At 68.1% G+C, this 23619-nt stretch carries 18 protein-coding genes; 1 reads left to right on the top strand and 17 read right to left on the bottom strand.

What is annotated here, in order from left to right; genetic code table 11:
• Positions 1-96: 96 nt before the first annotated feature.
• Positions 97-2295 carry a DEAD/DEAH box helicase gene (locus C8D03_RS18695; protein ID WP_108048567.1) on the bottom strand — a complete coding sequence of 733 codons (2199 nt, stop codon included), beginning with the start codon at positions 2293-2295 and terminating at the stop codon, positions 97-99.
• Positions 2296-2521: 226 nt separating this feature from the next.
• Here C8D03_RS18695 and C8D03_RS18690 point away from each other — a divergent pair, with 226 nt between their 5' ends.
• Positions 2522-2902, top strand: a complete 381-nt coding sequence (locus C8D03_RS18690; RefSeq protein WP_108048565.1) for a hypothetical protein — start codon at positions 2522-2524, stop codon at positions 2900-2902.
• A gap of 41 nt (positions 2903-2943) precedes the next feature.
• Here C8D03_RS18690 and recN read toward each other — a convergent pair whose 3' ends face one another.
• From recN to C8D03_RS18610, 16 genes are all read right to left on the bottom strand, one after another.
• Positions 2944-4629: a DNA repair protein RecN gene (gene recN, locus C8D03_RS18685; RefSeq protein WP_108048564.1), complete on the bottom strand. Its 1686-nt coding sequence runs from the start codon at positions 4627-4629 to the stop codon at positions 2944-2946.
• Between the two features lie 59 nt (positions 4630-4688).
• Positions 4689-5567: an outer membrane protein assembly factor BamD gene (locus C8D03_RS18680; protein WP_108051822.1), complete on the bottom strand. Its 879-nt coding sequence runs from the start codon at positions 5565-5567 to the stop codon at positions 4689-4691.
• A gap of 225 nt (positions 5568-5792) precedes the next feature.
• Complete coding sequence (lpxC, locus tag C8D03_RS18675) at positions 5793-6740, bottom strand: UDP-3-O-acyl-N-acetylglucosamine deacetylase (RefSeq protein WP_108048563.1); 948 nt, start codon at positions 6738-6740, stop codon at positions 5793-5795.
• Positions 6741-7050: 310 nt separating this feature from the next.
• On the bottom strand, positions 7051-8739 hold the full coding sequence (ftsZ, locus tag C8D03_RS18670) for a cell division protein FtsZ (protein WP_108048562.1): 1689 nt from the start codon (positions 8737-8739) through the stop codon (positions 7051-7053).
• Between the two features lie 99 nt (positions 8740-8838).
• Positions 8839-10131 (bottom strand): cell division protein FtsA, encoded by a 1293-nt coding sequence (ftsA, locus tag C8D03_RS18665; RefSeq protein WP_108051821.1) that lies wholly within the window; start codon positions 10129-10131, stop codon positions 8839-8841.
• Positions 10132-10163: 32 nt separating this feature from the next.
• Positions 10164-11081, bottom strand: a complete 918-nt coding sequence (locus tag C8D03_RS18660; RefSeq protein ID WP_248308527.1) for a cell division protein FtsQ/DivIB — start codon at positions 11079-11081, stop codon at positions 10164-10166.
• Between the two features lie 14 nt (positions 11082-11095).
• Entirely contained in the window at positions 11096-12010 is a 915-nt protein-coding gene (locus C8D03_RS18655; protein ID WP_108048561.1) for a D-alanine--D-alanine ligase, read from the bottom strand.
• A gap of 104 nt (positions 12011-12114) precedes the next feature.
• A complete protein-coding gene (gene murB / locus C8D03_RS18650) occupies positions 12115-13041 on the bottom strand; it encodes a UDP-N-acetylmuramate dehydrogenase (protein WP_108048560.1) in 927 nt (308 codons plus the stop codon).
• A 39-nt stretch (positions 13042-13080) separates the two neighbouring features.
• The gene (gene murC, locus C8D03_RS18645) at positions 13081-14484 is read right to left on the bottom strand and encodes a UDP-N-acetylmuramate--L-alanine ligase (protein WP_108048559.1); all 1404 of its coding nucleotides are present in this window, start codon (positions 14482-14484) and stop codon (positions 13081-13083) included.
• Between the two features lie 24 nt (positions 14485-14508).
• Positions 14509-15603 carry an undecaprenyldiphospho-muramoylpentapeptide beta-N-acetylglucosaminyltransferase gene (gene murG, locus C8D03_RS18640; RefSeq protein WP_108048558.1) on the bottom strand — a complete coding sequence of 365 codons (1095 nt, stop codon included), beginning with the start codon at positions 15601-15603 and terminating at the stop codon, positions 14509-14511.
• Positions 15604-15607: 4 nt separating this feature from the next.
• Positions 15608-16741 carry an FtsW/RodA/SpoVE family cell cycle protein gene (locus tag C8D03_RS18635; protein WP_108048556.1) on the bottom strand — a complete coding sequence of 378 codons (1134 nt, stop codon included), beginning with the start codon at positions 16739-16741 and terminating at the stop codon, positions 15608-15610.
• 101 nt (positions 16742-16842) lie between these two features.
• The gene (locus C8D03_RS18630) at positions 16843-18027 is read right to left on the bottom strand and encodes a MalY/PatB family protein (protein ID WP_108051819.1); all 1185 of its coding nucleotides are present in this window, start codon (positions 18025-18027) and stop codon (positions 16843-16845) included.
• Between the two features lie 134 nt (positions 18028-18161).
• Positions 18162-19607 carry a UDP-N-acetylmuramoyl-L-alanine--D-glutamate ligase gene (gene murD, locus C8D03_RS18625; RefSeq protein WP_108048554.1) on the bottom strand — a complete coding sequence of 482 codons (1446 nt, stop codon included), beginning with the start codon at positions 19605-19607 and terminating at the stop codon, positions 18162-18164.
• Positions 19608-19609: 2 nt separating this feature from the next.
• Positions 19610-20692 carry a phospho-N-acetylmuramoyl-pentapeptide-transferase gene (mraY, locus tag C8D03_RS18620; RefSeq protein ID WP_108048552.1) on the bottom strand — a complete coding sequence of 361 codons (1083 nt, stop codon included), beginning with the start codon at positions 20690-20692 and terminating at the stop codon, positions 19610-19612.
• A 20-nt stretch (positions 20693-20712) separates the two neighbouring features.
• Positions 20713-22137, bottom strand: coding sequence for a UDP-N-acetylmuramoylalanyl-D-glutamyl-2,6-diaminopimelate--D-alanyl-D-alanine ligase (locus C8D03_RS18615; RefSeq protein WP_108048549.1), 1425 nt, complete (start codon positions 22135-22137; stop codon positions 20713-20715).
• Positions 22134-23588, bottom strand: a complete 1455-nt coding sequence (locus tag C8D03_RS18610; protein WP_108048547.1) for a UDP-N-acetylmuramoyl-L-alanyl-D-glutamate--2,6-diaminopimelate ligase — start codon at positions 23586-23588, stop codon at positions 22134-22136. The genes C8D03_RS18615 and C8D03_RS18610 overlap by 4 nt, the downstream gene beginning before the upstream one ends.
• Between the last annotated feature and the right edge of the window lie 31 nt (positions 23589-23619).

Below are 23619 nucleotides of genomic sequence, written 5' to 3'. Positions count from 1 at the left end.
GGCTTGGTCGTCGTGGTTCTGGCGATCCTGTCCTTCCTCGGCCTGCGCTGAGAAATCTAGGACTGCTGAAGACGTTCAAGACGCCGTGCCTGACGATCAACCCCGATCGTCGCGGCGCGGCTTCTTGCCCTTGAAGGGCTTGCCCGCAGGGCGGCTATCGCCATCGCGCGCTGCTGGCTTTCCTGCGAAAGGCTTGCCCGCGAAAGGCTTGTCGCCTCCCGACTTGCCTGCGCCGAAAGGCTTCGGCCCTCCCGCATACGGCTTCTTCTCGCCATACGGTTTGTCAGCGGATGGCTTGGGGCCGCCTCTGAACGAGACGTTCGGATCGGACAGATCCCGGTCGCTGCGCACAGGGTCGTAGGACTTGGCGGCGGCGAAGGGCTTGGACTTCCCCTCGTAAGCCTTCTTCTTGCCCTCGTAGGGCTTCTTCTCGCCGCCCTCGTAAGGCTTCCGCTCGTAGGCCTTCTTCTCGTAGGGCTTCTTCTCAAAGGCTCGCGCAGGCGGGCGGGCATCGCGCTGCTCCGCACCATCGCGCTCGGGGCGCGGGGCACGCTCCGGCTTCGCATGGGCCGCCGGCGCATGGCTCGCCTTCTCGGCGAAGGGTTTGGCCGGGCGGCGCTCCTCCTCGCCGGTCACCGGCTCGATCACGATCTTGTCGCGGTCGACCGCCTTCGCCAGTTCATAGAAGCGCTCGGCGACATCGGCATCGATCTCGACCTTGGTCTCCTTGTCGAAGATGCGGATCGCGCCGACCTCGTCGCGCGTGATCTTGCCGCGGCGGCAGATCATCGGCAGCAGCTGGCGCGGATCGGCGCCGTCCTTGCGGCCGATGTTCAGGCGGAACCAGACCGTATCGCCGCGCGGGCCGGCCTTGCGCGGACCGTCCGAGCGCGGGCTGCCCTCGCGGCTCTCGCCGAAGCGGGCGCCTTCGCGCGGCGTATAATCCTCGCGCGCCCGGACGGGGCGGCGTTCGTCGCGCGCGAAGTTCGGGTCACCGACCTCCTCGGCTGCCGGCAGCCTTGCGCGGTAGACGCGCACCAGGGCGGCTGCGATCTCGTTGATCGAGCGGCCGGCCAAAAGGGCCTCGACCATCGCGGCATCGACCTCGCCCGGCTCGCCGGTGAGGATCGGATCGTTGAGCAGCCGCTCCTTGTCGAGAGCACGGATTTCGTCCTGCGTCGGCGGGCCGGCCCAGACGGCTTCGACCTTGGCCTCGGCCAGCAGCATCTCGGCCTTGCGGCGGCGCGACGGCGGCACCAGCAGGACGCTCGTGCCCTTCTTGCCGGCGCGTCCGGTGCGGCCCGAGCGATGCTGCATCACCTCGGGGTCGTTGGGCAATTCGGCATGGATGACCAGCGTCAGGCCCGGCAGGTCGATGCCGCGCGCGGCGACGTCGGTCGCGACGCAGACCCGGGCCCGGCCGTCGCGCAGCGCCTGCAGCGCCGAATTGCGCTCGCTCTGCGAGAGCTCGCCCGACAGCGCCACGGCTGCGAAGCCGCGCTCAAGCAGGATCGCCTCGAGATGGCGCACCGAATTGCGGGTGTTGCAGAACACCAGCGAACAGGGCGAGTCGTGGAAGCGCAGCAGGTTGACGACGGCGAGCTCCGCCTCCTTCGGGTAGCACCGGATGGCGCGATACTCGATGTCGGCATGGCCGCCGGGGGTGCCGGCGACCTCGATGCGCAGCGCATCGTTCTGGTAGCTCTTGGCGAGCTGGATGATCGCCTTCGGCAGCGTCGCCGAGAACAGCAGGCTCTGCCGCTCCGGCGGCGTCGTCTTCAGGATGAATTCGAGATCGTCGCGAAAGCCGAGATCGAGCATCTCATCGGCCTCGTCGAGCACCACGGCGCGCAGCGCCGAGACGTCGAGACGATGCCGCTCGATATGGTCGCGCAGGCGGCCGGGCGTGCCGACGACGATATGGGCGCCCTCGTCAAGCAGGGCGGCCTCGCGGCGCGGATCCATGCCGCCGACGCAGGCGATGACGCGGGCATTGGCGTGCTTGTAGAGCCAGGCCAGCTCGCGCTGGACCTGCAGCGCCAGTTCGCGCGTCGGCGCGATGATCAGGGCCAGCGGCTGGCCGGCGCGGCCGAAGGCCTCGGCCTCGCCGAGCAGGGTCGAGCCGATCGCCAGCCCATAGGCGACGGTCTTGCCGGAGCCGGTCTGCGACGAGACCAGCAGGTCGCGCCCGGCGGCGGCATCCTCCAGCACGGCGTTCTGCACCGGCGTCGGATCGGAATAATTGCGTTCGGCGAGCGCGCGCGCGAGCGGCGCACTCGTGGTCAGAAAGGACATGAGGTGTCGGGCCTAGGGTTACGGCGCGGGATCGGGAGACGGCGCAGGATGTCGGGCGATGGGCGTGAGCGCAGCCATCGATTGCTGCGGCTCTTAGCGCAAATGACTGCGGAAAGAAACCGCTACCGCAGCAAGCAATGAAAACGCCCCGCCTCGTCCGGTTGCCCTCTTGACGACTCGCCCCCAATCGCGCGATTTCGCCGGCCCTCACGGGAGTGCGGCGCAGATGCGGATGATGGTGGTTGTTGCGGTGCTGATGGCAGCGGCAGGTTCGCCGGCGCAAGCCCAGGATGGCGCGCATATGATGACGCTGGCCGAGGTCAAGCAGCGCCGGGACGAGTTGGCCGGGCTGTTCGTCCGCGTCGAGAATGTCACGATCTCAGGTTTCTCGATGTCGCGCGGCGGCCTCGCCAGCGATGCCAGCGGCGGCGTTCGTCTCGGCGACGATGGCATGCCGCTCGATACGATCACCTATCTCGAACGCAATTGCGGTCGCGCCGGCGCAACGGCTTCGCCCGCGGGATGCCGCGGCGCGCTGGAGTTCACCGTGGCGCGCACGCACGGCGCCTTCACCATCAGCGACGCGCAGTTCATCCCGCAGCCCTGAGAGCCGGCCTCATCGCCTGCCTCGCGCAGAAACTCCGCGCCTCAGCCCTTCACGCCCGCCGCCTCCAGCAAGCGCCCGGCGGCCGCCCGCGCCTCTTCGGTGATCGAGGCGCCGGCCAGCATCCGCGCGATCTCCTCGCGCCGCGCCTGATCGGCGAGCGCCGTCACCCGCGTCACCGTGCGCGAGGCCACGTCGCCCTCCAGTGCCGATTTGGCGATCAGGAAATGCTGCGCAGCCTTCGCCGCGACCTGCGGGGCATGGGTCACCGAGATCACCTGGACCTTGCCGGCGAGCCGCGCCAGCCTTTCGCCGATAGCGTCCGCGACTGCGCCACCGACCCCGGTGTCGATCTCGTCGAAGACCAGTGTCGGCGCCGAGCCGCGCTCGGCCAGCACGACCTTCAGCGCCAGCATAAAGCGCGAGAGCTCGCCGCCGGAGGCGACCTTCATCATCGGCCCCGGACGCGTGCCTGGATTGGTCTCGACCCAGAATTCGACGCGGTCGAAGCCCTCGGGTCCGCGTGCGTTCCCGTCGCTGTCGATCCGGGTGATGAAGCGCGCCCGCTCCAGCTTCAACGGCGGCAGCTCGGCCTTGACCGCGCTGTCGAGCCGGTCGGCCGCCTGCTGGCGCGCCAGCGAGAGCCGGGTGGCGAGCGACACGAAAACCGCCTCCGCCTGCTTCAGCTCGTCATCGAGCCGGCCGAGCGAGGTCTCGCTTTCGTCCAGAGCCGCGAGATCGCCGGCCATGCTCTCGGCCAGCAGCGTCAGCCCGTCGACGGGTACGTCGTATTTGCGCGCCGCACCGCGCAGCGCAAACAGACGCTCCTCGACACGCTCCTGCTCGCGCGGGTCGTATTCGGCGGCGCGCATGCCGGCTGACAAGGTTTCGCCGGCCTCCTCCAGCGCGACGATCGCCGTGTTGAGCGCCGCCAGCGACGGATCGATCAGCTCCGGCGCCTGCCCGGCCCGGCGTTCGAGCCGGCGCAGCACGGCCGAGAGCGCAGCGATGGGAGAGCCCTGCCCGCCCACCGCCTCATAGGCGTCGATCAGGTCGCGTGCGACCTTCTCGGCCTGCATCATGCCCTGGCGTGCGGCGGCCAGCGCCTCCTCCTCGCCTGCCCTGGGCGCGAGCTTGCCGAGCTCGGCCACGGCATGGCGCAGGAAATCCGCTTCCTTGCGCGCGGCCTCGACCCGGATGCGCTGCGCCTGCAACGCCTGGCGCGCGCGCTTCAGCGTCTCGCTCGCGGCCGCGACGGCTTCAGCCTGTGCCTCGAGGCCGCCGAAGCCGTCGAGAATCATCCGGTGCTGGGCGGGGTCGGTCAGCGCCCGGTCGTCATGCTGGCCATGGATCTCGACGATCGCCGCCCCGATCATCCGCAGGATCTGGACGCTCACCGGCTGGTCGTTGACGAAGGCCCGCGTGCGCCCGTCGGCATATTGCACGCGCCGCAGGATCAGATCGCCATCCGTGTCGATCTCCTGCGCCTGCGCCAGCTTGCGCGCGGCATGGTCGCGGCCAAGATCGAAGACGGCGCTGACCTGCCCCTGCGCCTCGCCATGGCGCACCAGCCCGCCATCGCCGCGCCCGCCGAGCGCCAGCGCGAAACCGTCGAGAAGGATGGATTTGCCGGCGCCGGTCTCGCCGGTGAGCACGCTCAGCCCGTCACGGAAGCTCAGATCGAGCCGGTCGATCAGGACGATGTCGCGTATCGACAGTTGGACCAGCATGGCACTCAGCGCAGGCTCAGGAAGCGGGGCATGCGCAAGCGACCCTCATGTAGACGAGCCTAGATTCGGCCGCCGAACCCGACGATTCCGGTGACGGCGCGCGAGAAGCCCTGGAAGGCGCGGCTGATATAGGAACCGCGGTCCTCGCGCGGCTGCAGGCCGCCGCTTTCGAGCAGGACATAGGCGTCCTTGTACCACGGGCTGTCGGGGAAGTTGTGCCCGAGCACGGCGGCGGCCGTCTGCGCCTCATTGGTGATGCCCAGCGCCATATAGGCCTCGGTCAGGCGCATCAGCGCCTCCTCGACATGGCGGGTGGTCTGATACTTGATGATGACGTCGCGGAAGCGGTTCACCGCCCCGGTGTAGTTGCGCTTCTCCAGATAGAAGCGCCCGACATTCATCTCCTTGCCGGCGAGCTGATCGCGCGCCACCAGGAGCTTTTCCTTGGCGTCGAGAACATATTCGGACTTGGGATAGGTCGCGATTAGCTGCTCGAACGCGGCGATGGCGAGCTGGGTGCGCTCCTGGTCGCGGGTCGCGTCCGGGATCTGGTTGAAATACGACATCGCCATCAGATACTGCGCATAGGCCGCATCCGGGCTCGCCGGGTTCTGCGCGATGAAGCGCTTGGAGGCGGTGATCGTCTCCTCCCACTTCGACGCCTGGTAGTTGGTGTAGGCGGCGAGGATCAGGCCCTTCTTGGCGTAGGGCGAGAACGGTGTCTGCTTGTCGATCTCGTCGAACTTCTTGGCCGCGCCTTCGCTGTCGCCGTTCTGCAGGCGGGCGAGGCCTTCATTGTAGAGCTTGTCGGCCGGAACGACGTCCTTGACCTCGGGCTTGTAGACCTCCGGCCGGTCGAAAGGGTTGAGCGCCGAGACGGTGTCGCAGCCGCCGAGCAGCAAGGCAGCACCGAGGGCCAGGGCCGTGCCCTTCCACATCGATTCGGCGCGCTGGGATGCAGGGTTGTTCAGCCGCTTGACGCTCACGTCGTCCGTCCTCTTGTCATCGTCCCGGTTGACGGGATGCATGCCTTACCTCAGACGCCGCAGGCGCGCCACTGCCGAAAGCGCAAGCCCGCGGCGGCAGCGTCGTCTATTCGACAGAAACCCGGCAATAGGAAGGCGCGGCAGGAAGCGAGAGCGGCAAAACCTCGCGCGAGCCGCTCAGTGCACGTCCGGCGCGAAGGCAGCCGGAGCGGCAGCCGCCATCTGGACGGCGCGCGGCGCGGCATAGACCGGCTCGGCCTCGACGATCGCGTAATTGGCGCGGTCGGCGAAGAGGGCTTCCAGAATGCGCACGTTCAGGCGGTGGCCGCCGCAATAGGAGCGGAACTCACCGCGGATCGGATAGCCGGCGAGCGCGAGGTCGCCGATCGCGTCGAGAACCTTGTGGCGCACGAACTCGTCGCCATAGCGCAGGCCCTCGGGGTTGATAACCTTGTCGTCGCCGATCGCGACCGTATTGTCGAGCGAGGCGCCGAGCGCGAAGCCGGCCTTCCAGAGCTGCTCGACATCGCGCATGAAGCCGAAGGTGCGGGCCCGCGAGATCTCCTCGGCATAGGCCGAAGCCTCCAGATCGAAGACCTTGCGCTGGCGGCCGATCACCGTCGTATCGAAGTCGATTTCGACATCGAGGCGAAAACCGGCCTCGGAGGGAACCAGCTCGGCGAAGGCGCGGCCATGTTCGACACGCACCGGCTGCAGGATCTTGAGATAGCGACGCCCGGCCGACAGGGCGACGATGCCCGTCGCCTCGATCGCGGTGACGAACTCGGCGGCGCTGCCGTCCATGATCGGCATCTCGGGTCCGTCGATCTCGACGAGCGCGTTGTCGAGACCCAGCCCCGAGCAGGCCGACATCAGATGCTCGATCGTCGCGACCGACGCCGACGCCTTGTCGCCGATAACCGTGCAGAGCTCGGTCGCGCTGACCTTGGTATGCTTGGCGTGGATGAGTTGCGCCGGGCCATCGTCGAGCCCCTTGCGGAGGAACACGATGCCGGAATTGGCGCTGGACGGCTTCAGGCAGATCGTCGCGGGAGCCCCGGAGTGAACGCCGATCCCGGTCAGGGTCACGGCGGCGCGCAGGGTCGTCTGGCGATCGAAGCTCATTCCGGTATCCAATCCTGATCGCGAACGGCGCCGTTTCATGTGATCACACACGGAATTGGCAGATCGTTGGCGATACCTCTGAAGCGTGAAGCCAAGCGCAAGCCCGACTCCGGTATCTCGTGGTGCATCTGCAACATAAGCTTTTGGAGCAGGCTCACAAAATCACGCTTTCTTTCGCTCTGTTACAGCTCGGAGGCTTCGACCGGAGCTCGCATCAGATTGGAATCGTTTGCCTTTCAGACACGTTAAAACCCCGGCGCGAAAGCGTGCGCCGGGGCGTGTTACAAGGCCGCGGAGGCGGGTTTCCGTCTCAGGTCGCCTGCCGGCGCAGGAACGCCGGGATCTCGAGATGGTCTTCCTCGCTGGTGCGGCTCGGCGCGGCACGGCCGAGCTGGTCGAGCTGACCCTGCGGCGGGCGGGCGGCGGGCGGGGCCGGACGACGCATGTATTCGGCATGGGCCGCGCTCGGCGCCTGCGGCATCGCCGGAGCCGGGGGAGCCTGGCGCACCGGCATCGGCTGCGCCTCCTGCGCCTCCTCGTCCTTGCGGCCGAAACCGACGGAAGCGAGGCGCTGCATCAGCGACATCCGCTTCTGGTCGGCGGAGTTCGCCGGCAGCGGCGCGGCCTGTGCGCCACGGCTGGCGGCGATCTGGTTCTGCGCCGGCATCGGCAGATCCTCGATCCGGGGCATGCGCGTCGGGCGCACCACGGAGCGCTCCGGCATCGGCGGAATGAAGCTCTCCTCCAGCATCGGCGCCGGCTCGGCCAGCATCATCGGCTCGGGCGCCGCAGCCATCATCGGGCGCGGCTGGGCCGGCTCGATGCGGATGTCCTCCGACAGGCTGGCGCGGGCATGCGTCTCGATCGAGACCGGCATCCGCATTTCCATCGGTTGCTCGACCGGGGCCGGAGCCGGCATGGCGGGAGCCTGACGGGCCGGAGCGGCGGTGCGCAGGCGGGCCTCGGCCTTCAGACGCTCGGCGACCTGGGCAATGCGCGCCTCGGTCTCGTCCATCTCGGCCTGGGTGGTGACGGGCTTGTCGATGCCGGTCGCCACGACCGAAACGCGCACGGTGCCCTCGAGCGATTCGTCGAAGGTCGCGCCGACGATGATGTTGGCCTCGGAATCGACCTCCTCGCGGATGCGGGTGGCGGCCTCGTCGACCTCGTAGAGCTTCATGTCGCGCCCGCCCGTGATCGAGATCAGCAGGCCGCGCGCACCCTTCATCGAGACGTCGTCGAGCAGCGGATTGTTGATCGCGGCCTGGGCCGCCGACAATGCGCGCTTCTCGCCCTGCGCCTCGCCGGTGCCCATCATCGCCTTGCCCATGCCGCGCATCACGGCGCGGACGTCAGCGAAGTCGAGATTGATCAGGCCCGGACGAACCATCAGGTCGGTGATGCAGGCGACGCCGGAATAGAGCACCTGGTCGGCCATGCCGAAGGCGTCGGCAAAGCCGGTCGTCTCGTTGGCGACGCGGAAGAGATTCTGGTTCGGGATGACGATCAGGGTATCGACCGCCTCGTTCAGCTCGCCGATCCCGGCCTCCGCCATGCGCATGCGGCGATGGCCCTCGAACTGGAACGGCTTGGTGACGACGCCGACGGTCAGGATACCCATGTCGCGGGCGACGCGGGCGATGGCGGGAGCCGCCCCCGTGCCGGTGCCGCCGCCCATGCCGGCGGTGATGAAGACCATGTGTGCGCCGGCCAGATGGTCGCGGATCTCGTCGATGACCTCCTCGGCCGCCGCGCGCCCGACTTCCGGCTGCGAGCCGGCGCCGAGGCCCTCGGTGACCTGCAGGCCCATCTGGATGATCCGGGAAGCGCGGGAGAGCGCCAGCGCCTGGGCATCCGTGTTGGCAACCACGAAGTCGACGCCGTCGAGACCGGCCTCGATCATGTTGTTGACCGCGTTGCCACCGGCGCCACCGACACCGAACACCGTGATCCGGGGCTTGAGTTCCCGGATGTCCGGGGCTTGCAGATTCATCGCCATGGTTGCCTCTTTTGATCCTTTGTCCGGCGCCTGGCGGGAGCCGTCCCGATTGCTACATTCGACGCCGAGGCCCACCGCGAAGCGACGGGCCGGTACTCACTAGAAACTTTCCTTCAGCCACCGGCCGACGCGGGAGAAATACCCGTCGGTACCCGTGGCGAAATACGCAGCCCCTGCACGGGGCTCGAAATGCTCGACATGCGCCACCTGCGGATAGACCAGCAGGCCGACCGATGCCGCGAAGGCCGGGCCCTTGCCCGCCTCGGGCAGGCCCTTGATGCCGAGCGGCCGCCCGGTGCGGACCTGGCCGCCGAGGATGCGCCGCGCCACCTCGGGCAGGCCGGTGAGTTGGCAGGCACCGCCCGTCAGCACGACCCGGCGCCCGGCCTGGGCAGAGAAACCGGCCTGGGTCAGCCGGTCGCGCACCAGTTCGAGGATCTCCTCGACGCGCGGCTTGATGATCCGCACCAGATGCGACTTGGCGAGATGGTTCGGCGTGTCGCGCTCGTCGTCGTCGACCTGCGGCACTGAGATCATGTCGCGCTCGTCGGAGGCGCTCGAAATGCAGGAGCCGTGCAGCGTCTTCAGCCGCTCGGCCGCCGAGACCCGCGTCGAGAGACCGCGCGCCACGTCCATGGTGATGTGGTTGCCGCCGACCGCGATCGCGTCGGCATGCATCAGATGGCCGCCGGAGAATACACCGAGCGAGGTGGTGCCGCCGCCCATATCGACGACCACGACGCCCATCTCGGCCTCGTCGTCGACCAGCACGGAGAGGCCGGACGCGTAGGGCGTCGCCACCACCGCCTCGACCTCGAGATGGCAGCGCTCGACCGCCAGCATGACGTTGCGCGCGGCCGAGGCCTCGCTGGCGACGACATGCATGTCCACCGAGAGCTTGGAGCCGATCAGCCCACGCGGATCGAGCACGCCCGGCACACCGTCGAGCGCATAGCCCGTCGGCAAGGCATGAAGCACGGCCTTGCCGGGGCGGATCGCATGGGTCGCGGCATGGGCCAGCACGCGCTTGACGTCGCTGTCACCAACCGAGCCGGCGCGGAGATCGACGCCGGCCGCATAATGCTGCGAGGCGATGCGTCCGCCGGTCAGGTTGACGATGACCGACTGCACCTCGACCTTGGCCATCCGCTCGGCGGCATCGACGGCCGCCCGGATCGCGCGCTCGGCGCTTTCAAGATCGATGATCGCGCCGCCCTTCAGGCCGAGCGAGCGCTGATGGCCGATGCCGATGATGCGCGCGACATGGGTGCGACCGCGCAGCCGCTCGTTCGCCTCGGCCGGGTTCAGCTCGGCGATCAGGCAGACGACCTTGCTCGTGCCGATGTCGAGAATCGACAGCGTCGCGCTCTTGCGCGACGAGAGCGGCCGCATCCGCGGCGTCAGGCCCTGGGAGGTGACGTGGTTCACGCCTCGCCCCCCTTCTTCTTGGTCTTGCTCTTGAGCTGGTCGGCGCGGGCGGCGGCGCCCTCCTCCGTCAGCCGCATGACGACACGGTCCGGCTGGCGCAGGTCGATCGCCAGCAGGTCCTTGTCGAGGATCCGGTAATCCGCCTGGAGCGAGGCAAGCCGCTTCACGGCCGCGACGGGCGCGATCTCGGGAAGGCGCACATCCATGCCGTTGTCGAGCTTGAGGTTCCAGCGCCGGCCCGACACCAGCGTCGCCGCCCGGATATGGGGCGCCATGGCGCCGGCCTCGCCGCGCAAAGCGATATACTCGCGCGCCCGGTTGTTGGCGTCCGCACCGACGACGAGCGGCAGATGGGCGAAGCGTCCGTCATCCATCTTGTCGATCACCGTCCCGTCCGCTGCGATGACGAAAAGTTCGCCCTTGACCTGCCAGAGCGCGAAAGGCTCGCGCTCGACGAGCGTGATGGCGACCTCGCCCGGATAAAGCTTGCGCACCGTCGCTTCGCGAATCAGCGGAGCGGTCTCGAGGCGCTTGCGGGCCTGGTCTGCATCGAAGAAGGCCAGCGAGGTCTTCGAATCGATTCCGGCCGCGACCAGCACCTCGACCTCGGAGAGTTCCGCGATGCCCGAAATGGTCACGCGATCGATCCCGAAGCCGACGAGGCGGGCCAGCATGTGATGCGGCTCGCCGTAATTCTCGCGCAGTGTCTCGACATGCCCACCCAGTACGCTGCCGGCGCCGAGGCTGAGGCCGAGGAAGCCCAGGGCCAGCCAGGTGCCGAGACGCTGCGGCAGGCGCTTTGCCAGCGGCACCGCGACCGCACTGCGGCGCGAGCGGCGCAGCCAGCGTCCGGTCCGCTCGCCAACGAGCAGTTGCGGCCCGGGAGCCGGGACCGGCAGACGCGAGGCAGCCACTGCCTTCACCGTCTTCACCGATCGAGGGAGGCGTCCTCCACCATCCATGTGACGAGCTCACCGAAGTTAAGGCCCGCGTGGGCAGCCAATTCGGGCACCAGGCTGGTCTCGGTCATACCGGGCTGCGTGTTGACTTCCAGCCAGACGAGAGTGTCGGTCTCGTCGTCATAGCGAAAGTCAGACCTGCTGACGCCCCGGCATCCGATTGCTTGATGCGCCGTTAACGCACACTCTTCGATCTGCTGGTAAATTTTTGGTAAAATTTGAGCCGGGCAGATGTGGATCGAACCACCTTTCGTGTATTTCGCATCGTAGTCGTAGAACTCCCCCGTGGCGGCCCGGATCTCCGTCACGCCGAGCGACTTCCCGGCCATCACCGCGCAGGTCAGCTCACGCCCGGAAATGAAGCTTTCGGCCAGCATGGTCTCGCCGCAGGGCCAGTCCGGACGGGCGATTTCCTGGGGCGGGTGCTCGCGCCCCTGCTTCACGATGACGACGCCGACCGACGAGCCCTCATTGACCGGCTTGAGCACATAGGGCGGCGGCAGCGCATGCCTCTTCGCGGCCTCGAAGCGCGAGACCAGAACACCATGGGCGACCGGAATGCCGGCAGCGGCGGCGACCGTCTTGGCCTTGTCCTTGCGGATCGCGAGTGCGGAGGCGAGCACGCCCGAATGGGTGTAGGGGATGCCGAGGATTTCGAGCACGCCCTGGATCGTGCCGTCCTCGCCGAAGCGGCCATGCAGCCCGTTGAAGGAGACGTCCGGCTTCAACTTCGACAGGACCTCGGCGACGTCGCGTCCGACGTCGACGCGCGTGACCCGGTAGCCGACGCTTTCCAGCGCAGCCGCGCAGGCCGTGCCGCTGCTGAGGCTGACCTCCCGCTCGACGGACCATCCGCCCATCAGCACTGCGACGTGTTTGGTCATTCCGGTCCCCGGTCGATGTGACCGGCCGACCCTCGGTCCAGTATGGTTAACGGGCCGTTAACCCTCGCCGGATTGCCGGGGAGCGCGCTGCCGATGCGATGCCCTCAGTCCGGCACACCGATCCGCTTGATCTCCCAGTGCAGGTCGAAGCCGGACTGCGCCTTCACGCGCCGCCGGACCTCCTCGCCCAGCCCCTCGACATCGGCCGCCGTGGCACCGCCCGTGTTGATCAGGAAGTTGCAGTGCATCTCCGAGACCTGCGCGCCGCCGACGCGCAGGCCCCGGCAGCCGGCCGCATCGATCAGTTGCCAGGCCTTGGCCCCGGGCGGGTTTTTGAAGGTCGAGCCGCCGGTGCGTTCCTTGATCGGCTGCGCCGCCTCGCGCGCCGCCGTCACACGGTCCATCTCGGCCAGGATCTCGACCTTGTCGCCCGGCCGGCCCTGGAACAGCGCCGAGGTGAAGATGATCTCCTGCGTCGCGGCAGCGCTGCTGCGATAGGTGAAGCCCATCTCGGCATGGCTCAGCGTCACGATCTCGCCGGCCCGCGTCACGCCGCGTGCCTCGATCAGGATGTCGGTGGTCTCACCGCCATGCGCGCCGGCATTCATCCTGAGCGCGCCGCCGATGCAACCAGGAATGCCGCGATAGAAGGCGAGCCCGTCGAGCGAGGCGTCTGCCGCCGCACGCGCCACCTTGACGTCCGGCACCGCCGTCCCGGCGCGCAGGCGATCACCCTCCTCGATCGCGATCTCGCCGAAGGCCTTGCCGCCGAGCCGGATCACGAGGCCGGGAATGCCGCCGTCACGCACGATCAGGTTCGAGCAGAGCCCGACCACGGTGATCGCGATCCCCTCCGGCAGCTTCGCCAGCAGATAGGCGAGATCGGCCTCGTCGGCCGGCGTGAACAGCGCCTGCGCCGGCCCGCCGACCCGAAACCAGGTCAGCGGCGCCATCTCGACGTTGGCAAGCAGGCGCCCGCGCAGTTCGGGCGCAGCGGCGCGGATGTCGACGGTGATGTCGGGGAAGGTCATGACAGTCGCTTTAGCGTGTCTCCCCCGAGGGGAGAAGGATCAAGAAAGCGCCGCCAGTTCTCCCGGCAGCGCATAGGCCCATTGCGTGATGTTGCCTGCCCCCAGCAGCACGACATAGTCGCCGGGCCCGGCGACCTCGGCCACCATGCCGGCCAGCTTGTCCGGGCTTTCCAGCGGCAGCGCATGCCGGTGCCCGCGCGCCTTGATGCCCGAGACCAGCGAATCGCGATCGGCGCCGGCGATCGGTGCCTCGCCCGCCGCATAGGTGTCGGCGACGATCACCGTGTCGGCATCGTTGAAGCAGGCGGCGAAATCGTCGAACAGGCTGGCGAGCCGCGTGTAGCGGTGCGGCTGAACAATCGCGACGACCTTGCCCTTGGTCGAGGCGCGCGCCGCCTTCAGGACCGCCGCGATCTCGACCGGGTGATGGCCGTAATCGTCGAAGATCAGCGCGCCGTTCCACTCGCCTGTCTTGGTGAAGCGCCGCTTCACGCCGCCGAACCCGGCCAGCGCCGCGCGGATGCTCTCCACGGGAATGCCGAGGTCATAGGCAACGGCGATAGCAGCCGTCGCATTGAGCGCGTTGTGATGACCCGGCATCGGCATGACGAGATCGCGCACCACCTCGTCGCGGCCGCGCTTGCGATCGCGGATCAGCAGCGTGAACTTCGCTTGTCCGCCCGACAGGTCGATGTCGATCAGCCGGAAATCGGCCTGCGGGTTCTCGCCATAGGTGACGACGCGGCGGTCCTCGATCTGCCCGACGAGGCCCTGCACCGTCGGATGGTCGATACACATCACGGCGAAACCGTAGAAGGGCAGGTTCTCGACGAAGCTCCGGAACGCCGCCTTGATCGCATCGAAGGTGCCGAAATGGTCGAGATGCTCGGGGTCGATATTGGTGACGATCGCCACATCCGCCGGCAGCTTCAGGAAGGTACCGTCCGACTCGTCGGCCTCGACCACCATCCAGTCGCTCTCGCCCATCCGGGCGTTGGTGCCGTAGGCGTTGATGATGCCGCCATTGATCACGGTCGGGTCGAGCCCGCCCTTTTCGAGCAGCGTCGCGACCAGCGAGGTCGTCGTGGTCTTGCCATGGGTGCCGGCGATGGCGACACAGCTCTTCAGCCGCATCAGCTCGGCCAGCATCTCGGCCCGGCGCACCACCGGCAGGCGCTTCTCGCGCGCGGCGACAAGCTCGGGATTGTCACGCTTGATCGCGGTCGAGACGACGACGACCTCGGCCTCGCCGAGATTCTCCGCCTTGTGACCGACGAAAGTCCTGATGCCCTTCTCGGCAAGGCGCTTGACGTTGGCGCCGTCGGAGGCGTCGGAGCCCTGCACCTCGTAGCCGAGATTGTGCAGCACCTCGGCGATGCCGGACATGCCGATGCCGCCGATACCGACGAAATGGATGGAGCCGAGCTTCGGCGGCAGCTTCATGATTCGGGTATCCTCAGATGTGTCTTAGAAGCCGGCCACGTCGATGACGAGGCGGGCGAGTCGGTCGGCGGCGTCCGGAATTCCGGCGCTCTTGGCTTTCTCGGCCATGACCGTCAAGTGCGCAGGCTGTTTGAGCAGCGCTGAGAGTTCGGTTGCGAGCCGGCGCGGCGTAAACTCCGGCTGGAGGATGCGGATCGCGCTGCCGGCGTCATCCAGGAAGGCCGCGTTGGCGGCCTGGTCCTGGTCGAGCGCGCCCGGCAGCGGCACCAGGATCGAGGGCCGGCCGATCACCGTCAGCTCCGCGACGGTCGAGGCACCGGAGCGGCCGATGACGAGATGCGCCTGCGCCATCCGCGCCGGCAGGTCCTTGAAGAACGGCGCGATCTCGGAGTTGACGCCGAGCTGCGCGAAAATTCCGCTGACCCGGTCGAAATCCTCGCTCCGTGCCTGCTGCGTGATGAAGAGCCGGGCCCGTTCCTCCGGCGCCAGGAGCTGGATCGCCGGCGGCACGATGTCCGCCATGACGCGCGCGCCCTGGCTGCCGCCGAACACGAGCAGGTTGAAGGTCCCCTCCTCCGGCCGGCCATAGGGCGAGACGGCGGAAACCACCGCCGGCCGGACCGGATTGCCGACATGGCGGCATTTCGCCGTGGCCGACGCCGAGAGGCCGCCGACCTCGGAGAAGCCGGTCCCGATCGCATCGACCCAGCGGGACAGGAATCGATTCGCCCGTCCGACGACGGCGTTCTGCTCGTGTATCAATGTCTTGGCGCCGCCGAGCGCCGCACCGAGCACCGGCGGAACCGTCGGATACCCGCCGAAGCCTACCAGCACCGCCGGCCTGATCTCCTTGACCGCTCGCCGCGCCGCCAGCACGCCCTTTGCGATGTCGAGCGCCACGCGGACCTTCCCCGACAGCGACCGGCCTGACGGCGTCGCCGAGGGCACGGGGATGACCGCGTCGGCGGGAAAGTCGCCCGCGAACTCGGCCCCGCGCGGATCCGTCATCAACACGACCCGGATGCCCTGCGCACGCAGGACATGGCTCAGCGCCTCGGCGGGAAACAGATGGCCGCCCGTGCCCCCGGCCGCGAGAATGACGAGCTTGGCCTTTCCCATGGCGTCAGTTCCTGAATCGGCCGAAATCGACGGCGCGCGGCCGCTTGCGTGTCAGGGCGAGCAGGAAGCCGGTGCCGATGGCGAGCGAGATCAAGGACGAGCCGCCATAGGAGATGAAGGGCAGCGTCATGCCCTTGGCCGGCATCATGTGCAGGTTCACCATCATGTTGATCGCGGCCTGGATGCCGAAGAGCAGGGCCAGGCCCGTGACCGCGAGCCGGATGAAAGGGTCCTCGGCCTTCTGTGCGACGACAAGCGAACGCAGCACGATCAACGCAAACAGCATGACCAGCAGGATGCAGACGACGATGCCGAACTCCTCCGCCGTGACGGCGAAGATGAAGTCGGTATGCGCGTCCGGCAGGATGCGCTTGACCGTGCCCTCCCCCGGGCCTTTCCCGAGCCAGCCGCCCTGCGCGAAGCTCTCCAGCGCGGTGTCGATCTGGAAAGTGTCGCCCGAGCCCTTGTCCATGAAGCGCTCGATGCGGGCGCGCACATGCGGCACGAGCTGGTAGGCGATCAGGATGCCGAAGGCACCCGCTCCGCCCAGGCCCAGCACCCAGAACCAGTGCAGGCCGGCGACGAAGAACAGGCCGGCCCAGACCAGCGTGACCAGCATGGTCTGGCCGAAATCGGGCTGCAGCACCAGCGGCGCGATCGTCGCCGGCAGCAGCAGGAACGCCATGATCGTGCCCGGAAGATCGGGCCGGCGCGTGCCTTCGGCGAAGGCCCAGGCGGCGAGCACGACGAAGGCGGGCTTGAGGAATTCGGAGGGCTGCACCGAGCCGAGCGGCCCGAGCGTCAACCAGCGCCTCGCGCCCTTGACCTCGACGCCGAGATAGAGCGTCGCCACCACCATGGCGAGCGAGACGGTGAAGATCAGCAGGGCCGCCCGGCGGACCTGGCGCGGCGTCATGAAGGAGACGCTGATGAAGATCGTCATCGCGATGACGAGATAGGCCGCCTGCCGGTTGACGAAATGGAAGGTCGAGAGGCCGAGCCGCTCCGCCACCGGTGGGCCGCCCGCCATCAGCAGGACGACGCCCGACACCATCAGCGCCACGAGGCCGCTGAGGATGACGCGGTCGATCGACCACCACCAGCGGCCGCTGAGAGAGGGTTCGGCGCGCGAGACCATGACGGGGCTCCAGAGCAGGCAGCGGCGCAGATCGGGCGCCGCTTGTTCCGAATCACTCTGTCAATGAAGTGTTAACGGAATGATTCCGAACGCTGCGATCGCTACTGCAGATCACCGAAGGCCTGCTTCAGACGCGCCACGGATTCGGCGATGACCGCACGCGGGGTCGCGAGGTTGAAACGCAGGAACGAGCCGCCCCCGGTGCCGAAGCTCGGGCCGTGATTGGCCGCGATCAGTGCCTGCTTTTCGACCCGCGCGGTGAATTCGGCCGGTTCCATGCCTGTCCCGGCGAAATCGATCCAGGCGAGATAGGTCGCTTCCAGCGCCATCGGGCGCAGCCCGGGAATCGTGCCGAGCCCCTCCTCGAAGAGCCGGCGGTTCCCGTCGAGATAGCTGACCAGGGCATCGACCCAGGCCGCGCCTTCCGGGCTGTAGGCGGCCGTCGCCATGACCATGCCGAAGGCGTTCGGCGAGACACCCCGGGCATTGATGCTGGCCTGGAACGGCGCCCGCAGCGCCTTGTCGGGAATGATGACGTTGCCGACATGGCAGCCGGCGATGTTGAAGGTCTTGGTCGTCGCGGTCATCATCACCAGCCGGTCGAGGATCTCCGGCGCCGCGAGCGGCATGACCGTGTGCCTGTGCCCCGGCATGACGAGATCGTGGTGAATCTCGTCCGAGACGAGGATGAGGTCGTGGCGGGTGCAGAACGCCGCGATGCCGCGCAGCTCCTCGCGCGTCCAGACGCGTCCGCCCGGATTATGAGGCGAGCACAGGATCAGCATCCGTTCGCTGCCCGTCATCAGCGCGTCCCAGCCGGCGATGTCGGGAACATAGCGGCCATCCTCGATCGCAATCGGACACTCGACCACCCGCCGGCCGGCAGCGGCGATCACGCGGGCGAAGGCGTGATAGACCGGCGTCATCAGGACGACGCCGTCGCCAGGCTTGGTATAGGCATCGACGCACAGCGCCGTGCCGTTGACCAGGCCGTTCGTCGTGAAGATCGCCTCGGACGCGACCTCCCATCCGTGGCGGTGCTTCATCCACCAGCGAATGGCGTCGTGATTGGCACGTACATCGCCGAAATAGCCGTAGAGGCCATGGCCCACCATGCCGTCGAGCGCGGCCTGAACACAGGCGGGAGGCCGGAAATCCATGTCGGCCACCCACATTGCGATGCCGTTGGAAGCCGGCACGCCGTAATTCGCTTCCATCATGTCCCATTTGGCCGAATGGGTGCCGCGGCGGTCGATCTGTTCGTCGAAATTCGGGGCGGTGCTCATCATTGGTCCTCACGCGATCGGCGCACCGAGCCGTCGGGTCGCCCTGGCCATGTCCTGTGCGTCGGGCGAGCGCCCGTTCGACAGCGGATGGCCGCGAGAGCGTAGCAAGAACGCTCGCGGCCGATCGCGGTCCCCTACCCTGCGCCGAACGCCTCGAACCCCGGCAGCGCCTTCACCAGCGCCCGGAACGCATCGCCGCGGACCTCGAAATTCGGGAACTGGTCGAAGGAGGCGCAGGCCGGCGAGAGCAGCACCGCGATCTCGCCAGCACCGCCAACCTTGTCTCCGCTATTGGCCAGCGCATCGCGCGCCGCATGTGCGACCGCGACGTCGAGCGTGCCGCTGCGTTCGTAAGCGACGCGCCCGTCATCGTCGAAGGTGGCGGCGAAGAGATCGCTCGCCGCGCCGATCAGATAGGCCTTGGCGATGTTCGGGAAATAGCGCGTCAGGCTCTCGATGCCGCCCTCTTTCGCCTTGCCGCCCAAGATCCAGAAGATCTCCCGAAAGGAGGTCAGCGCCTTCTCGGTCGAATCCGCATTCGTCGCCTTCGAATCGTTGATGAAGACGACGCGGCCGACCCGGCCAATCTCCTCCATCCGGTGCGCCAGGCCCGGATAGCTCTTGAAGCCCGCGGCGATCTCCTCCGCCGACAGGCGCAGCGCGAAACAGGCAGCGAAGGCCGCAGCCGCGTTCTGCGCGTTGTGAGAGCCGCGCAAGCTGCCGATGCCGGCGAGGTTGGCGACGATGCGCGGCTTGCCGTCCAGCACCTGGACGATCCGCGTCTCGAGCGTGCCCGCATTGGCGGTGATACCGGCGAAGACGCCGTCATCCAGCGGCTGCTCGCCGCTGATCTTCACCAGCTTGCGCCCCGAAGCAGCACGCCGCCGTGCCATCTGCTTGGAAGCCTCGTCATCGACGCCGATCACGGCGATGTCGGCGTTGGCGACGAGCCGCTCCTTGATCGCGCCGTAGTTCTCGAAAGTCCCGTGCCGGTCGAGATGATCCGGCGTCAGGTTCATCTGGATGCCGATGGTCGGCGCCATCGAGGGCGCGAGATCGATCTGGTAGCTCGAACATTCGATGACATGGATGCGCCCATCGGCCGGCGGCTCGAGCGCCAGCACGGCGGTGCCGATATTGCCGCCCATCTGCACGTCGCGCCCGGCGGAGCGCAGCACATGCGCGATCAGCGCCGTCGTCGTCGACTTGCCGTTGGTCCCGGTGATGCAGACGACCGGCGCGGCCGGAGCGACCTTCGACCGTTCGCGGAAGAACAGCTCGATATCGCCGATGATCTCGATGCCGGCGGCCTTGGCCTTCTCGACAGTCCAGTGCGGCACGGGATGCGTCAGCGGCACGCCCGGCGCCAGCACCAGCGCAGCAAAACCGGACCAGTCGGCCTGCGCTAGATCGACGATAGAGATGCCTTCGCCTGCCGCCTTGTCGCGGCTGACCGGATTGTCGTCGAAGGCAGAGACATCGGCCCCGCCCGCGATCAGCGCGCGCGCCGTAACAAGCCCCGAGCCACCGAGCCCGAACAATGCGACCTTGCGGCCGGCGAAAACCCCGATCGGCGTCATGATCAGCGCAGCTTCAGCGTCGACAGGCCGACCAGCGCCAGTACCACCGAGATGATCCAGAACCGAATCACCACCTGTGGCTCGGTCCAGCCCAGCTTCTCGAAATGGTGGTGGATCGGCGCCATCAGGAAGACGCGCTTGCCGGTGCGCTTGTAGACGAAGACCTGGATGATCACCGAAAGCGCCTCGATGACGAAGAGCCCGCCGACGATGGCGAGCACGATCTCATGCTTGGTCGCGACAGCGACGACGCCGAGCAGGCCGCCCAAGCCCAGCGAGCCGGTATCGCCCATGAAGATCTGGGCCGGCGGCGCATTGAACCAGAGGAAGCCGATGCCGGCGCCGATCACCGCGCCGCAAACCACGGAGAGTTCGCCGGCGCCGGGCACATGGTGAATCTGGAGGTAATTGGCGAAGATCGCGTTGCCGGTCAGGTAGGAGATGAAGCCGAAGGTCGCCGCCGCGATCATCACGGGCACGATGGCGAGCCCGTCGAGCCCGTCGGTCAGGTTGACCGCATTGCCTGCGCCGACAACCACGAAGGCCGTCACGACGGGGAAGAAGATGCCGAGCGGAATCACCAGCTCCTTCAGGAACGGCATGGCGAAGCCCGATGCGATGCCCGGCGGGCCAAGCTGCATCACGATCCAGCAGGCGACGAGCGCGATCACCATCTCCAGGCCGAGGCGCGCCTTGCCGGAGAAGCCCTTGTGAGACTGCTTCGTGACCTTCAGGAAATCGTCGTAGAAGCCGATCGCGCCATAGCTGACCGTGACCCCGAGCACGACCCAGACATAGGGGTTGCGCAGATTGCCCCAGAGCAGCGTTGCCACCAGCAGGCCGCCGAGGATCATCAGCCCGCCCATGGTCGGGGTGCCGCGCTTGGCCAGATGGGATTCGGGGCCGTCCGTGCGGATCGGCTGGCCCTTGCCCTGCTTGAGGCGGAGCCAGGAGATCGCCGCAGGACCGAAGAAGAACACCACGAGCAGAGCGGTTGCAGTGGCACCGCCGGCGCGGAATGTGATGTACCGGAAGACGTTCAGGATCGGGAACGAGCCGGAGAAATCGGCGAGCCAGACGAGCATCTGCGTTTCGGTCTCTTGTTTTAATCTTCGGCCGGCAGGGCCGGAAAGCGCGCCACGACCGCCTTGACGATCGGCCCCATGCGCGAGCCCAGCGAGCCCTTGACCATGACGACGTCGCTGCCACGGATCGCGTCCAGCACGAGAGGCTCCAGCCCGCTCGCCTGCGCGGCATAAGCCCCTCTGAGGGTCGAAGGCAAGCTGTCATAGAGTCCGCGCATCAGCGGCCCGCAGGCGAAGACCGCATCGACCCGGTTGGCGATGATCGGCTCAGCCAGCCCCTTGTGCAGGTCCGGCCCCGTCGGCCCGAGCTCCAGCATGTCGCCGAGGACCGCGATCCGTCGGCCGCGGCCAGCGACCGGGATGCGGCCGAGATTCTCGATTGCGGCCCGCACCGAGGCCGGGTTGCCGTTATAGCTCTCGTCGATCAGGGTGAAGGGGCCACCCGGCCCTTCGAGCCTCTGCTGCGCGCCGCGCCCGGCCGGTGGCCGCAGATCACCCAGCGCCAGCGCCGCCAGCGCGAGATCGGCTCCCAGCGCCTTCACCGCGCCGAGCACGGCCAACGAATTCAGGACGATATGCTTGCCCGGGCTGCCCAGCCGGTAGGTCACGGGCTGGCCCATCACCACCGCATCCACCGTCGAGATGTCCGATCTCAGCGCGCAGGAGACCAGCCTGACATCGGCATCCGGGCTCTCGCCGAAGCGGATCACCTGGCCTGCCGGCCCAGCCTTGGCGATCCTCTCCAGCAGTTCGGCCTGTGGGATGTCGGCATTGACGATCGCCGTGCCGCCCGGCTCCAGCTCCCAGAACACGCCGGCCTTTTCCTCGGCGATGCCTTCGAGGGATTCGAAGGCGGCGAGATGCACCGGCTGGATCGTCGTGATGATCGCGACCTGCGGGCGCACCAGCCGCGCCAGCGGCAGGATCTCGCCGGGATTGCTCATCCCGATCTCGTAGACCGCATAGGCAACGTCTCTGGGCGTTCGACATAAAGTCAGCGGCACGCCCCAATGGTTGTTGTAGGAGGCGACAGGCGCATGGGTCTTGCCCTGCCGCGACAGCACGAGCCGCAACGCCTCCTTGGTGCCGGTCTTGCCGACGGAGCCGGTCACGGCGACGACTCCGGCTTTCAGCTCGGCGCGGCGCGCGCTGCCGGCGCGCTCCATCGCCTTGAGCACGTCCGGCACGATGGCGAGCGCCCCCTTGCCGGTGAACTGCGCCGCATGCGCCTCGTCGACGACGACGAGCGCCGCCCCCTTCTCAAGCGCTGCAGTGACGAAATCATGCCCGTCGCGCGCCTCGCCGGTGATCGCGAAGAAGGCGTCGCCCCGCTCCAGCGTGCGGGTGTCGATCGAGATGCCGGTGACGGCTGCGGGAACCGGGCCCTCGGCGCGTGCGCCCATGGCCGCGACCAGTTCGTCTCCGCTCCACAGGGGCGCGCTCATCCTGCGATCTCCGCAATTGCCGTCCGCACCACGTCCTGGTCGGAAAAGGGATAGGTCCGGTCGCCGATGATCTGGCCGGTTTCATGGCCTTTCCCGGCCACGACCAGAACATCGCCGGCCGCAAGCATGGCGACCGCCGCCCTGATCGCCTCGGCCCGGTCGCCGATCTCGCGCAGTTTCGGCGATGCGGCCATCACCTGCGCCCGGATCGCGGCCGGCTCCTCGCTGCGCGGATTGTCGTCGGTGACGATGGCGATGTCGGCTTTTTCGGCGGCGATCGCACCCATCAGCGGGCGCTTGCCGGTGTCGCGGTCACCACCACAGCCGAAGACGCAGATCAGACGACCGGAGGCATAGCCCCGCAGCGTCGAGAGCACGGCGTCCAGCGCATCGGGCTTGTGGGCGTAGTCGACCACGACGAGCCCGCCCTTCGCCTCGCCGACACGCTCCAGCCGCCCGGCCACCCCGGTCAGCCCCGAGATAGCCCGCAGAGCGGCCTGCGGATCGTCTCCCGTCGCGATGGCGAGCGCGGCAGCGACGAGCGCATTGCCCGCCATGAAATCGCCGACCAGCGGCAGCGAGACGACGAGCTCGCGCCCGTCGAGGGCGAGTGTCAGCCGCTGCGCGAAGCCTTCGCGCACGCTCTCGACCAGCCGGATGGTCTCGCCCTTGCGGCCGATGCCGATCAGTGGATGCCCGGCCGCCGTCGCCGCCTGCGCGGCCTCTTCGGCATAGGGTTCGTCGCGGTTGATCACGACCGGCGCACCGCCGGGCAGCAATGCCCACAGCCGCATCTTGGCCGCGAGATAGTCCGCCACGGTCGAATGATAGTCGAGATGGTCGCGCCCGAGATTGAGGAAGGCGCCGGCCTTCAGCCTGACGCCGTCGAGCCGGCGCTGGTCGAGACCATGCGAGGAGGCTTCCATCGCCAGATGCGTCACGCCCTCCCCGGCCAGCTTGTCGAGCGAGGCGTGCAGCGAGAGCGGATCCGGGGTCGTCAACGAGCCGTAATCAGCGCCCTTGGCCGTGACGACGCCGATCGTACCGACGCTTGCCGCCTCGTGGCCGAGCGTCTGGTAGATCTGGCGGGTGAAATCGGCGACCGAGGATTTGCCGCTGGTCCCGGTGACGGCGACGATCGTGCCGGGCTGGCGCGGATGGACCTGCGCGGCCGCCAGCGACAAGGCGAGGCGCGGATCATCGACCTGCGCGAAGGCGACGCCACCATCGAGGTCGACCGGGCGCGGCTGGCTCGAGACGACGGCGACAGCGCCCTTCGCGACAGCGTCCGCGATGAAGCGCCCGCCATCCGCCTTCGCGCCGGCGAGCGCGACGAAGACCTGGCCGGGCAGGACCTTGCGGCTGTCGAAGGCGACGCCGGAGACCGCGCGGCCCGCGTCGGATGCAAAGGCCCCTGGAAACAGGCGGCCGAGGCTCAGGGGCTGTGTCATCGTCGCTCGCTATCGTGCCGGCGGACTGGCG

The organism is Bosea sp. 124 (assembly GCF_003046175.1).
GTDB lineage: Bacteria > Pseudomonadota > Alphaproteobacteria > Rhizobiales > Beijerinckiaceae > Allobosea.
This window is presented reverse-complemented; position numbering and strand designations above follow the sequence as displayed.